Annotated in this window: 8 protein-coding genes; all 8 read left to right on the top strand. The window is 67.5% G+C overall.

Features of this window, described 5'->3' with window-relative positions; all coding sequences use genetic code 11:
- Window position 1 precedes the first annotated feature (1 nt).
- The 8 genes from JNG39_RS06610 to JNG39_RS06575 are packed head-to-tail and all read left to right on the top strand — an operon-like array spanning window position 2 to window position 13,415.
- Window positions 2-412 carry a GPW/gp25 family protein gene (locus JNG39_RS06610; RefSeq protein ID WP_368310364.1) on the top strand — a complete coding sequence of 137 codons (411 nt, stop codon included), beginning with the start codon at window positions 2-4 and terminating at the stop codon, window positions 410-412.
- Complete coding sequence (locus tag JNG39_RS06605) at window positions 409-4,401, top strand: hypothetical protein (protein WP_368310363.1); 3,993 nt, start codon at window positions 409-411, stop codon at window positions 4,399-4,401. Before JNG39_RS06610 ends, JNG39_RS06605 begins: the two co-directional genes overlap by 4 nt.
- Window positions 4,398-5,204 carry a hypothetical protein gene (locus tag JNG39_RS06600; protein WP_368310362.1) on the top strand — a complete coding sequence of 269 codons (807 nt, stop codon included), beginning with the start codon at window positions 4,398-4,400 and terminating at the stop codon, window positions 5,202-5,204. The genes JNG39_RS06605 and JNG39_RS06600 overlap by 4 nt, the downstream gene beginning before the upstream one ends.
- On the top strand, window positions 5,201-7,642 hold the full coding sequence (locus JNG39_RS06595) for a hypothetical protein (protein ID WP_368310361.1): 2,442 nt from the start codon (window positions 5,201-5,203) through the stop codon (window positions 7,640-7,642). The genes JNG39_RS06600 and JNG39_RS06595 overlap by 4 nt, the downstream gene beginning before the upstream one ends.
- Complete coding sequence (locus JNG39_RS06590) at window positions 7,639-9,450, top strand: contractile injection system tape measure protein (RefSeq protein WP_368310360.1); 1,812 nt, start codon at window positions 7,639-7,641, stop codon at window positions 9,448-9,450. Before JNG39_RS06595 ends, JNG39_RS06590 begins: the two co-directional genes overlap by 4 nt.
- Complete coding sequence (locus tag JNG39_RS06585) at window positions 9,434-10,795, top strand: ATP-binding protein (RefSeq protein WP_368310359.1); 1,362 nt, start codon at window positions 9,434-9,436, stop codon at window positions 10,793-10,795. Before JNG39_RS06590 ends, JNG39_RS06585 begins: the two co-directional genes overlap by 17 nt.
- Window positions 10,792-13,233, top strand: coding sequence for a hypothetical protein (locus JNG39_RS06580; RefSeq protein ID WP_368310358.1), 2,442 nt, complete (start codon window positions 10,792-10,794; stop codon window positions 13,231-13,233). The genes JNG39_RS06585 and JNG39_RS06580 overlap by 4 nt, the downstream gene beginning before the upstream one ends.
- Window positions 13,230-13,415 carry a hypothetical protein gene (locus tag JNG39_RS06575; RefSeq protein WP_368310357.1) on the top strand — a complete coding sequence of 62 codons (186 nt, stop codon included), beginning with the start codon at window positions 13,230-13,232 and terminating at the stop codon, window positions 13,413-13,415. The genes JNG39_RS06580 and JNG39_RS06575 overlap by 4 nt, the downstream gene beginning before the upstream one ends.
- Window positions 13,416-13,442: the final 27 nt, after the last annotated feature.

The following is a 13,442-nucleotide window of genomic DNA, read 5'->3' as shown; positions in this document are numbered from 1 at the left end:
CATGTCGGGTTTCCTCGGCAGGGGCTGGAGCTTTCCGCCACGGTTCGATCCGCGGACCAAGGAGGCCGTGATGGTGGCCGATGCGAGCGACATCGCCGAAAGCCTGCGCATTCTTTTCTCGACCCACCCCGGCGAGCGCATCATGCTGCCGAATTACGGCTGTGACCTGCGCCGCATGGTATTCGAGGAGGCGAACGAGCAGACGGTGACCGAGATCAAGGAGCTGATGCGCAAGGCCATCCTGTTCTACGAGCCGCGCATCATCCTCGATCGCATCGAGGCGCGACTGGTCGACCCGCTCAACGGCAAGCTGGAAGTCAGCCTCGACTATACGATTCGCGGCACCAACGCCCGGCATAACCTGGTGTACCCCTTCTACCTGCACCAGGCCACGCATCCGGTGCAGGCATGAACGACGGAACGCAACAGGACGAACGCCTGGCCGATGCGCTCCGCCGCGGCTATGTCGTGCCCGACGAGTTCACGCTGGCCGAGCGCATTCACCTGATGCTGGGCTACGCCGCCCACGTGCGCTTCGCCACCGACGACGGTAGCGACGCGGGATGCTGGGACGATGCGCTGCTGCGCGACGAAAGCACCGTGCTCGCCGAGATGGCGTCGTTCCCCCTGGACCAGGCGAAACGGGCTTTCGTCGAGGCCTGGGCCTGGGCCGACGAGCGGCACCTCTGGTGGCGGGTACGCCAGGTGGTGTCCCGCGTGGACCGTTGGTGCCGCTGGCTGGCCCGGCACGATACGCCGACCGCCGTGCATGTCGTGCAGGCGATCATGGCGGAGATCGGAAGCCACTTGCGCGACCTGCTGCACGATGCCATCCGCCGTTTCGGCATCGACGAGGCCACGGCGCGGGAGATGCATCCGGCATGGCGTCTGGAGACCGCGGCCGGCCATGTGGACGCGGCGCCGCTGGACACCGGCAAACGCAGGTCGTTGCTTCGGAGGATCTGGGGTGCCTTGTGCGTGGCGCTCGCACGCCTGCAACCGATCGCGCTGTCGCAGCTTCAGCCGAGCCTGGTGAACGCGAAGCACGAGCCGGCGATGGGTCTCCTCATGGCTGCGCTGCAGATCTTCCAGGACTCGCGGACGGAAGTGAACCGTTTTCCGGAGCGCCTCACCGACTTCTATTACCTCGACCTCCTGCGCATGAGACCCAGGCGCCCGTCGCAGGAGCGAATCTATCTGCGCTTCACCAGGGACGCGACCTACGCCTCGCCCGTGCGCCTGCCACGCGGCACGCGTTTCGTCGGCGGGAAAGACCGGCAGGGGCAGGGGATCGAGTTCGCCGCCGAGCACACCCTGGAGGTGACCGACAACGAGGTCGCCGCGCTTTACAGCGTGAGGATGGAGCACGATGCGCTCATCTCGCCGGAGCGCGAGTTCGGCTACGCCACGCGGATGCTCACGCAGGAGATCCCCCTGCGGTCCCCCGACGCCGCCTACGCCGGCGAGCCATCGTGGTGGCCGCTCATGGGAGGCGAGTCCAAGGGTTCCGCCGCCCAGGCGACGCACGCCAGGATCGGCATGGCCCTGGTGTCGCCGATGCTCGCGTTGAAGGAAGGCAATCGCCACGTGCGGGTGCTGCTGCGCCTGTCGCATCCGGCGGCGGACGACGGCCATCTCGCCGCGATGCTGCGTCGCGATGCCGGCGCACGCGATGCCACGTGGCTGGCGGATGTGTTTCTTCGACTCGACGATGCCGAGAAGCGCCTGCATACCCGCGTTTTCGGACCGGCGTCCCCGGTGGTCGCCAGCCAACGCGCCGACGCGGCCTGGGCGCGCGCACCACGTTCCGAGGGCGACGTACGCCTGTGTTATCTGGTGGCCTCCTGTCTCGCACAGGACGACCCGGAGCGCTTCAAGGCCAGCCTCGGCCGCCTCTTCGCCGTATGGCTGATCGCGGGCAACGAAGCCTTGCTGCCTCAGGACACGGCCGCGCTGCGCGCCCACGCCGCCAGTCTGCTCGGTGACGGCGTCGCCAGGGTGGTCGAGCTGGACGATCCCCTGATCCTGGCCTACCCGCACGAGCACGACGACGGTCGGGGCGAGCCCGATCGCGAACTGATTTTCAACAGGGTCTTCCGCGGGGTCTGGCGAGCCGAGTTCAGTGTCGCCGACGGTTGGCTGGTGCCGGGCGACGTGCTGGTCGTCCGCAAAACGAACGAGGGTTTCGGCTGGGGCGGGTGCGTCGAGCTGTCGATCCACCTGGGCCAGGAACAACCGCCGATCGTGCCGTGTAAGCCTGCCGTGCACGGCCCAGCGTGCCCGGAACACCCCGCGTTACGCCTCACCTTGCAGACGCGCACGCGCCTTTATGCCTATAGCGCCCTGGAGCAGGTCATCCTGCACGATATCTCGTTGTCGACACGTGTCACCGGCGTGCGCGGCCTGGTGATCTACAACCAGCTGGGGCGGCTCGACGCCGGCAAACCCTTCCAACCGTTCGGCCCGCTGCCGGCGGTAGGCGCGTATTGCGTGTTCGGCAACGAGGAACTGGCCGGTAAACCCCTTCGCGAACTTCGCCTCCACCTCCAATGGGCACAGCTGCCGAACGAGGAGGGTGGTTTCGCGGCCTGGTATCGCGACTATCCCGGATCGTGGCCGGCCTCCGGTTTCCGGGTGAAACCGGCGATCCTGCGCGACGGCCAGTGGCGAAGCGGCGAGAGTTTGCGAAGTTTGTTCCACGGCGAGCGTCATCTGCGCCGCGACGTGACGCTCTCGCTACCGGAAGCCGATCTGTCGCTCTACCATCGCGCGCAGTCGTCGGTGCAGGAGCCGTTCGTCTTCGGCACGGCCACGCGTAACGGCTTTTTTCGCCTCGAACTGGCCGGCCCGCCGGCCGCGTTCGGACATGCGCTGTATCCACGCCTGCTGTCGGAAACCCTCACCGCCAACGCCCGTTCGCGGCGTGCCGGACTCGTGCGACCGCTGCCGAACGAGCCGTACACGCCGACGGTCGACCAGGTATCGCTGGATTACGTCGCCAGCGAGCGGATCTCGCTGAAACCGACGACGCCGTCGTCGCGCGGCAAGCTGCTGCACCTGCATCCTTTCGGCTACGACACGCCGCGCGCCCGGCCGGGCATGGACGGCGTGCCCTTGTTGCCGCCCTATGTCCACCAGGGCAACCTCTATATCGGCTTGTCCGGCTCGGATCCCTGCGGCGCCCTCAGCCTCTACTTCAGCCTGCGCGCGGAAAGCGCCGCCGAGAGCTGGCGGGCGCCGCTCCCGTCGACGAGCTGGGCGGTCTGGAGCGATGGCGAATGGCGCATGCTCGACCCCGCGCGGGTGCTCTCCGACGGCACCATGGGCTTCCTGCGCAGCGGCATCGTCGTCGTCGATCTCCCGACCGGCATGACGCGCGGCTGCCCGCAGTGGCCTGGTGCGCTGTACTGGGTGCGACTGAGCGCCGACGGCTGCCTGGAACGCCTTGCCGGCCTCTACGGCATCTACACCCAGGCCGTGACGGCCACGCGCGTGCATCGGCGTGGCGATGGCGAGTCGACCTTGCCCCTGCCGCCGGGAACCGTGCGCATGCCGCTGCATCCCGTCGGCGGCCTCCTTGCCGTGCAACAGATCGGCCCGTCCTTCGGCATCGCCCAGCCGGAGACGCCTGGCATGCTGCGCGTCCGCAGTGCGGAACGACTGCGGCACAAGGACCGCGCGTGCACGCCATGGGATTACGAACGGCTTTTACTCGACGCGTTTCCGGACATCTTCAAGGCGAAGTGCTTCGTCAACGGCGAAGCCGGCCAGGCCGCGATCTCGGGCACGCCTGGCGGCGTCCTCGTGGTCGTGGTGCCCACACCACGTCAGGGCATGCTGTTCCACAGCACCGATGCACCCCATTTCGACGCGGCGGTGCTGGAAGAGATGATGGTCTACCTGCGCGAGCGGAGCGCGCCCGGCTTGCGCATCGTCGTGCGCAACGCCGTCTACGAATACATCCAGGTGCGCTGTGCCCTGCGCCTGGCCCGGGGCGCGCATCCCGGCGCGGCGCTGCTTCGCGCGAATCGCGCGCTCGTGGAGTATCTGTCGCCCTGGCATGAGGACGGATACCGGGCCGGTTTCGACTGGGAAGTGCGCGCCGAAGCCATCGAGGCCCACCTCCGCAACCTGGACGATATCGAGGCCGTCGGTTCGATGTCGCTCCTGCACATCGTCCGTCGCGACGACGACACCTATCGGCTTTACGATACCGGCCGCCTACGCACCGGTGATCCGGTGCGCCTGGTGCGTCCCGCGCAGTCCTGGAGCCTTGCCTTGCCCAGGCCACGCCACCTGATCGAAGTGGCCGGCGCCGACATGTCGCGCGACGAGCGTCCCACCGGCGTGGGCAAGCTGGAGATCGGCGGCACGTTCATCATGGGCGGTGCGGCGCCATGACCATCCGCAATCGCGAATCGCTGCGCAGCTACTTCGCCGACGGGTCGCTGCCCACGCAGGCGCACTTCGCCGACCTTATCGATTCGATGCTCAACATGAGCGACGAAGGCTTCACCAAGTCGGTGGAGCGTGGCTTCGAGATCTCCGCCGCGGCGGGTTACGAGGCCTTGTTGAGTTTCTTTCGCGACCAGGACCCGGATGCGCCGCTGTGGTCGGTCGGTTTCGGTGGCGCGCAAGGCCAGCTGCTTATCCGTTCCAACGTTCCGCCTGCCGGGGACGCCGCGGCCGACCCGGTGCCTCCCCTGTGGACCCTCGACCCCGCCGGCCGCGTGGGCATTCGCCAGGCCCAGCCGGAAACGGCGCTGGATGTCGACGGCGTGGTGCGCAGCACGGGCCGTCGTGGCAGTTACGCGCGCTCACCCGCCGTGCCGCTCCTTGCCAATGGCCAATGGCAGGACCTGACCGACGACCTGGACGGCTGTCAGGCTTTCGAAGTCACCGCGGGCGCAGGCAGGCAAGGGGAGGGGCACTTCGCCCTGGTCCATGCGGTCGCGCTCAATACCTACAATCCCACGCTCGGCATCTTCGACGTCTTCAATCGCAAGCGCGGCATCAACGCGACCCATGCGTTCTACTCCCGCCGCTGCGACCGCCTGCAGCTACGTTGGCACGGCACCCACGGACGGAACGCGGTCTATCGGCTGCAGGCCCGCACCGGTTGCGACTACGGGAAGGGCATCACCATCAAGGCCCACGTCACCCAGCTCTGGTTCGATCCGCATATGGACGGAGAGCGGAAATGAGCATCCCGGCCGAAGTCATCCCGCGACTCCGCGACGACGATCCGCTGGCGTACGACGCGCTGCGCGCGCGTGCGCTCGATGCATTGCAGGAACTCAGCGGCGAGCAGTGGACCGACTACAACTACCACGACCCCGGCGTCACCTTGTTCGACGCGTTCTGCTTCGCGCTGACCGAAGACATCTTCGGCGCGCGACAGCCGCTTCTCGACCTGCTGACCGGCCCCGACGGACGCGTCCGTTATCGTGCCCTCGGACTCCGCGCGGCCGAGGAGATCCTGCCGTGCCGTCCCTGTACCGACACGGATTACATGCGCTGGCTGCTCGATCGCGTGCCCGGCGCGTTGCAGGTGCATGCCCAGTCGACCGCCGGCGACGGCCTATGGCGGGTCCAACTGGAGGTGGCCACGCCCGAGGGCGCCGTGGCCGTCGCGGCGCGGGCCTACTGGGCGCAGCGCAACCTGTGCGAGGACCTGGACGGGCTGCCCCGCGTGCTCGAGCCTCGCTGGTGTGGCCTCAGCGTCGAGCTCGGCATCGAAGGCATGCGTTCCCCCGAAGACATCCTTGCCGAGCTGGTCGAGCGCTGCGCCAGATATGTGGATGCCGCTCCGGTGCGTAAATCGTTATCGGCTCGGCTGGCCGGGGAAGGGGACGACGTCTCCTTGGCCGACGTACTCGACGGGCCACGCCTGCGCCGGGGCTGGATCGAAACGGACGATTTGGCGCTGGACCGCGACAGCCGGATCTATTTCGGCGACCTGGCACGCATCGCGCTTTCGGTGGAGGGCGTGTACGAGGTAACCCGGATCGGCCTCGAAGCCGACGACGTGGCCGACGCTGTCGATGCGCTGCCACGCCGAGGCGACGGCTGGGTACGGCGCCTGCGCTGGCCCGATCGTCGCGAAGCCATCGCGGACTGGAAGATCAACCGGCGCGGCACGCGTGTCTCGGTCGCGGCCGATGCCTTGCTGCAACGGCTGGACGACCTGCGCCGAAACGGACTGGGCCGGGCAGCCGTTGATAGCGCGCCCGAGATGGCGGGATCGCCGCTGAGCCGGCCGCACGGAAGATACCTGGCGCCGCAGACCTATGTGTCGCTGCACAAGCAGTTGCCGCGCATCTATCGTGAGCGCTTCGATGCCGCGTCGACCGCGCAGTTCCACGCCTATGTGGCCTTGCTCGACCAGTGGCTGGCCCATGGGGATGCGCAGACGCACTACCTGCGCGACCTTTACACGACGGCATCCCGTCCCCGCGCCAGCTATGCCTGGGATGTGCTCGGCAACGAGAACATCCCCGGATTGGAGGCCTTGTACACGACTGACCGCGAACGCTTGCGCGAGAACGTCTTCGCGGCGGCCGACGACGCGATCGAGCGGCGTGGTCGTGTCCTGGACCATCAACTGGCGTTGTACGGCGAGGGCGTCTGGCAAGGCAGCATTCGTCCCTTCGGCTGGTACTTCAGCGCGGAAGCGTGGCGCCTGCACTTGTTCGAGCAGAAGCGCCTTTTCCTCGTGCGCATCGCCACCCTGACGCGAGATCGCCATGGCGGCATCGACTACAGCCGGCGCTCGCTCGGACGGCGTGGCAATACGCCGGCCTTGCAGCAGCGGGCGAGCTTGCTGCTGGGCTTCAAGTACCACCACAGCCGCCTGCTGATGAAGCCCCTGGCGACTGCGGGCCTCGCATTGGCTTCCCGAAATGCCTCGCCGGCCTCCGTGCGCGAGGTTCCGGCGGAGGCGCACCCGCCCGTCATCTGGGGACCGGCTCGCCGCCGCGTCGTGGAGGCGATGGGCCCGGACCTCGCCAGCGCCGCGCATTCGCTCGCCCGGCATTTCCAGGACCTGGATCCGACCGCGCTGTCCCCGGCCTTGCTGCGCAGCGCGGTACACGTCGAACGCTATCTCCACGCGGACACCACGGCCATCTGGCTGGGCAGTGGGGAGCGGGGCCCTGCGTGGGTTCTTCCGCTGCGGTCGCCACGTGTGCCGCCGGAAGCCGCGGCGATCTGCCTGCACGAATTCGCCTGCCGCCTGCAGCTGGAATGCGAGGGCATGCATCTTGTCGAGCACACGCTTTTGCGACCACCCCCCGGCGCGGAAGCCGATCTGCCCGCGGATTTCTATCCGCACCGCCTGACGGCCGTCTTCCCCGCCTGGACGGCGCGCGGGCGGCATCCGTCCTTTCGGCGCGTGGCCCTGGAGACGCTGACGCTGAACGCCCCGGCGCATCTGCGCGTCGACACGATCTGGCTCGGTGCCCGAGCCATGCTTCGCTTCGAACGGCGCTATGCGGCCTGGCTGGAAGCCATGCAGACCTATTGCGCCCACCGGCTTGCCGGATCGGCGCGAACCGAGGCGAGCGCCCGGCGCGTGGAGCGTTGGGCATGCAGGTTGCGTGGGCAGATCGCCAGGGAACTGCGGCGAGGCCAGACGGCATGAGCGGCCACGTCATCGAGACCTTGCAGTGGTCCTGCCACAGCGATACCCGCGAAGATGCCGTGACCACCCAGCAGCGGTTGCGGGATTTCATCCTCGGCGAGGGCTCGCACCTGCTCGAGCGGCTGCTCGACCGTCTTTCGTCTCGCGACCGTGTGTGGCGCATCGACCAGCTGGACATCGACCTGGGCGATCTGCCGGTCGACGCGGACCCGTCCGTCTGGGCGCGACACCTGGAACTCGCTCTCGATACGGCACTACGGCGAATCCGGCAGGGCGAAGACGAAGGAACACCATCAGGCAGCCCGGCGGGCGATCGCGATCTGGACAACTTCCTCTACTACGTAAGACACGGTCGATTGCATTGGTCGATGCCTTCGCTCGCCCACGCCTCGCTGGCCGACTGGCTGAGTCACCTGACACGGCGATGCGGACCGCGCCTGTGGCCCGCCTTGCTACGGCTCCCACACCCCGAGCGCGCCGTCCGCCGCCTGAGCCAGATCACGCCGCATCACGGCCTGCATGCCCTGCTGTCCGTGCGTCACGAGGAACTGGCGGGAGCCCTGGAAGAACTCGATGCCCTGTTGCTCGAGCCGTTGCGCGCGCAGGGACGCCTGAGCGGCTATCAACTGGCGCAGATGCGGATGACGTGGCGTGTGGCGGGGCTGCACGCGCTGTGGACCACCAGCGGCAGCCACCTCGGCGTGACCCGATTGCAACGGCTGATGGATGCGTTGCGCGACAGCCTTCTGACCGGGGCGGGTAAGGGTGACGCGTCGGAATGGGCGCAACGGCTGCGTTCGATCTCGTCGGGCCGGGACCCTACGGGACTGCGCCGCCGCCTCTTCCTCGGCCTGGAGCGGCGTTTCCTGGACGTCCAATCGTCACGGATCGATCAGCGCATCGAAGGCTCGCCGCCGTCCGCCGGTACCCCGGAAACACAGGACCGAAAACGGGCGGACGCACTGCCGGCCGCATGGTACGAATCCATGCGGCAGTTCGCGTTGCGCCATCAGTCGGACGCCCGGGTACGCGACGCGGGACTCGGCCTGTCGGCCCTGCAGATCTACCTGCTCGACTACAGCCTGGCCTATCTCGACGAGGCGAAGCGGCCTCCCCAGGATCACGTCGCCTGGCATGGCGTCTGGCGGGAGGCGCTGGACGTGCTGGGTATCGACGAAGAGGAACGGCCGTTCGCCGTGGATGCGCGGACCGCGAGCGAAACGCATGAGCGCCCCCGCGTCACCCATGGCCGACGAGCCGACGGCACCGTGTCGCCCGCCGACGATCACCCCGGCAGTGAAGCGATCTACATCGCCAACGCGGGGCTGGTGCTGCTCGCCAACTATGCGCCGAGGCTCTTCGCGATGCTCGGCCTGACCCGGGACGACGCCTTCATCGACATGGCCGCGCAGCATCGCGCGGTGCACTGCCTCGTCTACCTCAGCGACGGGCATGCCGGCAGCGAAGAGCACGAATGGGTGCTCAACAAGATGTTGTGCGGCTTGTCGATGGACGAGCCGGTACCGCCGGCGCCGCCGCTCGACACCCTCGTGCCCGTCCTCGACAGCCTTCTCCCCGCCATCGTCGCGCACTGGCGGGCACTGGGCCAGACCTCGCCGCACGGCTTGCGCCAGACCTTCCTCCGCCGTATCGGCCGCTTGGTGGAACACGAAACCTTCGACGGCGGTCACAGGCGCCTGAAAGTGCAGCCGAATCCGTTCGACGTGCTGCTCGACCGCCTGCCGTGGTCGTACGGAACGATCCGGCTGCCATGGATGAAGGAGGTGCTCCATGTCGAATGGCGATGACGATCGTTACGCTGTTCACGCGGCAGCGCTGGAGAAGGAGCTGCTGTGGCTGGAGGGCGTCATCCACCTTCGCCTGGAACAGCATTTCCAGCAGCAGCCGGAAGGTTTCGAGGTGGCCGCCCCACCGCCGGCGCTGCCACCGGGAAGCGCATTGTCCGCGCTGGTCGACGATCTCGGCCTGGAAGCGCGGGAACGCGCCGTGCTCGCCCTGGCCACCGCACCGCATGTACGGCCGGGTATGCTCGACCTGTTGTTCGTGCGCAACCAGAATCTCGACCGCGGCTTTACCGAATTCGGCGGGTGGAAGGCCCAGCGTCACGGCGGCTTCCTGCCGACCGGCGAAACCGCCGCTTTCCTGGTCGCCGGGGATCGGTTGGCCGCGCGCATCGCGTTGCTCGGCATGTTCGATCCGAACCATCCGCTCGTGGCGCGGGACATCCTGCGACTGGACGGGGAGGGTGCCGGCAACGAGCCGCAGTTGAGCGGCGCCCTCACGGTCAGCGCGGAATCGCTGCAACGATTGCAGACCGGCATCGCGGACAAGCCGGACTACAACATCCAGTTCCCGGCCAAACGCATCACCACCGACTTGAACTGGTCGGACCTGGTGCTCTCGCCCGACGTCATGGACGAGATCGATGCGATCCGCACGTGGTTGAACGAAGGGCCGCAACTGATGCGCGACTGGGGCCTGGCCCGCGTGGTCAAGCCCGGCTATCGCAGCTTGTTCTACGGCCCGCCGGGTACGGGGAAGACGCTGTCCGCCACGCTGCTCGGCCAAAGCACCGGCGTGGACGTATACCGCATCGACCTGTCGATGGTGGTCTCGAAGTTCATCGGCGAAACCGAGAAGAACCTCGCCCGTGTCTTCGACCAGGCGCAGAGCAAACGCTGGATCCTGTTCTTCGACGAAGCCGATGCGCTGTTCGGCAAGCGCGCGGCGGTGCAGAACAGCAACGACCGTCACGCCAACCAGGAAATCGCGTACCTGCTCCAGCGCGTGGAAGATTTTCCCGGCGTGGTGATCCTGGCCAGCAACCTGCGCGGGAACCTCGACGAGGCCTTTTCCCGACGCTTCCAATCCATGGTGTATTTCCCCATGCCCGATGCCGGACAACGACTGCGGCTCTGGCAGAGCCTTCTTCCCCAGGTGGGCCGGGTGGCACCCGACGTCGATGTGGAAGACCTGGCGGAACGTTACGTGTTGTCCGGCGGCGCGATCGTCAACGCCTTGCGCTTCGCCGTGCTGCAGGCAGCTCGCACCGGCGCCCCCCGGATAGGCACGGCCCACCTGCGCGTCGCGTTGGCGAAGGAGCTGGGCAAGGAAGGGAGGACCCTGGGATGAGGCCCTTCGCACTTCGTGGTCTGGGCATGGTGCTCGCGCTATGGGTGAGCGCGCCGGCGGCGGCGGAGCTGTCATGCGCCGACGTACAGCCGTTGCGGCTCGGCGACAGCGTGATGACGCTGCCGTCCGGCACGGTCGGCCAGCCCTATCGCTACACGCTGCGCGCCAGTGGCGGCGTCCCGCCATACGCCTATAGCGCCGACAGCCTTCCGCCGGGCATCTCCCTCGCCACCAGCGGCGAACTCTCCGGCCAACCCAGCAGCCTGCCGTTCATCGCGGTGTTCGTCGCCGGCGTGCGCGACCAGCACGACTGCATGGCGCAGCAGACGTACAAGCTGTCGATTCTCGGCGCGCGCCCCATGCCGACCGCCAGGCCGGAACCCCGTCCCAAGCCCGCGCCACCGGCGGAACGTCCCAAGACGCCTGCGGAGAAGCCCCAGCCACCGAAGCCGGCACCTCCGCAGCCGCTGACGACGGTACCGCTGGTCGATACGCTTTCCGCGCCGACGTCGCCGCAGTCGCAGGTGGACGTGTATAAGCTTACGAACGACATCTTCAAGGACAAGGATGTGGTTGCCGATCTCAAGCGGCGTTCCGCCGACATCACCGAGGCCGCGGGCCTCGTACCGGCATCCGAGGCGACTGCCGAGGCGACTGCCGAGGCGACTGCCGAGCCGACTGCCGAGCCGGCAACGTCCGGAACGGCCGCCCCCGCTTCCTCCAGCACCGTCGCCCATGAGGATGCGGCGCCGCCCAGGAACGAATTCGTCGATCCGACGGTCGATGTCGACGCGAAGGCGCAGTTCCAGCGCATGCTCGCGCCACTCATCGGCGTCGAGTTTCCCGGCCGCGATCTCTTCGTGGCGGCCCTGGACGAACAGCTTTGCGTGTTCTCCAGGGAGATGATCACGGCGACGGCCAGTCGAAAGCATCAACCCCCGCCCGACATGAAAACGTTCGTCTGCCCGCCTGACTGGCCGGCACTGGCCGACGAGGACGACGCCATGCCGCCGAGCCAGCTGCCGTGGGAACAGCTTCCCTCCTGGTTGATGAGCGCGTCCATGCATGCGTTACTGATCGAAAAGGCCAGGCAGTCCCATTCGCTCGTCCATCCCTCGGCGCCATCATGGTCAGGGGCGGGGTGCGGCTGCGTGCGCGCACTGAACGGCCAGGTGTACGGCTTCTATCCGTTCTGGGACAACACGGCCACGCCGCGCCGGCTCGACTTCAGCATGCTTTCCCGCGTCAGCGTGTTCGCGCTTTGGTTCGCCGACAACGGCGACCTGATGGAGCCCTCGTGGACGACCGCGGAGGACACCGCGTTCATCCGCGAGGCGCGGCGGCAGAGAACCGCGCTGGACTACACCCTCTATCGCAACGACTGGCGATTCCTCGCGAACTTCACCGAGGATGACGTCAAGGACGCTACCGAGCGGTTGGCGGCGCAGGCGGCTGACTTCATCGACACGCCGCTTTCCGACCTCGCTTCACGGGTCCACTCATGGGTTCCCGGGTTCGCGAAGGAAGAGCGCTACGGCAATGGCCTGACGCTTTTCCTTGACCGGATGCCGCCGTCCGGCGATCCGCTACGGCCGATCTTCGAGCGTTACCTGAACCAGCAGATCCGCCAGTTGATCGTGGAGTTGCGCCGGCGCAGACATCCGTACGTGCTCAACATCGTGCTCCGCGACACCGACCTGACCGGCGCGCAGACCCTCTGGAATCCCACCCAGATGGCGGAATACCTGCGGCAGGCCGAGGCCATATCCCCACAAGCCGACACCATGCCCAGCGACAACGCGCGCGAGCGGAGCAGCACGAACCTCACGCTGCGCTACATGGTGCTGGTCACCCAACCGGGTGCGCACAGCATGCGCGAGGTACTGTCCACGATCGACCGCGACAAGGACATCTCCGAAGAAGCCTGCCGCATCCTGCTGCGCCGGGTCATTCCGATCGTATCCACGGGCGTCCTGACCGACGAAAACCTCACCGAGGACCTCTCGTATACATCGGACAACTTCGGCGGCGTCGGATTCTGGGCGGCGCCCACGCTGGACGATGCCGTCGGGCGCATGACGGCCTCGCGGATACGCCGCAGTTTCCTCCCGCGACCGTCGGCTACCGAGGGCTTGAACGGATGGGTCTGCGAGCACCGCTGGCCGCTGCGCATCCTTACCGAGGCGGTGCTCCTGGTGTGGTTGATCGCCTTCGTCGTCTACCAGTCCAGTTGCCGGATGCGGCAGATCGGGCTGCCATTCCAGCTCGGCCTGCTGGGAGGCGCCATCGTGTTCCTCGTTCTCGGCGCGCTCCTGCTTCTGGGCGATCCCGCGCTGGTGCGGGTGCGGCAAGGAAACGCGCTGCTCGCCTTGTTGCTGGTCGCGCTCGTCGCGACGATCGCTTATCACATGCTCAAACCAAGGGTGGAGAAACCATGAAGACCGAACCCGTGAAACAGGCAAAAAGCGCCGGCGAGCCGGCCGCCGCATCCGCCGATGGGCGGGGCCCCATGCAACGGAAGGCGTCGGACAGCCCCCGGCAGGCAGGGGAGGCGGCGCGTATCGCACAGCTAAAGGGTGGAAAGCCCAAAGCCGCGAAGAAGGGCAAGGGCGGCATGTAGCGTCTCACGACTCCCGCGATGAAAGAC

Origin of the sequence: Luteibacter sp. CQ10 (assembly GCF_040900725.1) — a bacterium.
Classification (GTDB): domain Bacteria; phylum Pseudomonadota; class Gammaproteobacteria; order Xanthomonadales; family Rhodanobacteraceae; genus Luteibacter.
Note: the sequence above shows the minus strand (reverse complement) of the source record. Positions and strands in the feature narration are given on the sequence as shown.

Coding starts and splice junctions, on each gene's coding strand:
- JNG39_RS06585 (WP_368310359.1), top strand. CDS start 9,434: ATGTCGAATGGCGATGACGATCGTTACGCTGTTCACGCGGCAGCGCTG.
- JNG39_RS06580 (WP_368310358.1), top strand. CDS start 10,792: ATGAGGCCCTTCGCACTTCGTGGTCTGGGCATGGTGCTCGCGCTATGG.
- JNG39_RS06600 (WP_368310362.1), top strand. CDS start 4,398: ATGACCATCCGCAATCGCGAATCGCTGCGCAGCTACTTCGCCGACGGG.
- JNG39_RS06590 (WP_368310360.1), top strand. CDS start 7,639: ATGAGCGGCCACGTCATCGAGACCTTGCAGTGGTCCTGCCACAGCGAT.
- JNG39_RS06595 (WP_368310361.1), top strand. CDS start 5,201: ATGAGCATCCCGGCCGAAGTCATCCCGCGACTCCGCGACGACGATCCG.
- JNG39_RS06575 (WP_368310357.1), top strand. CDS start 13,230: ATGAAGACCGAACCCGTGAAACAGGCAAAAAGCGCCGGCGAGCCGGCC.
- JNG39_RS06605 (WP_368310363.1), top strand. CDS start 409: ATGAACGACGGAACGCAACAGGACGAACGCCTGGCCGATGCGCTCCGC.
- JNG39_RS06610 (WP_368310364.1), top strand. CDS start 2: ATGTCGGGTTTCCTCGGCAGGGGCTGGAGCTTTCCGCCACGGTTCGAT.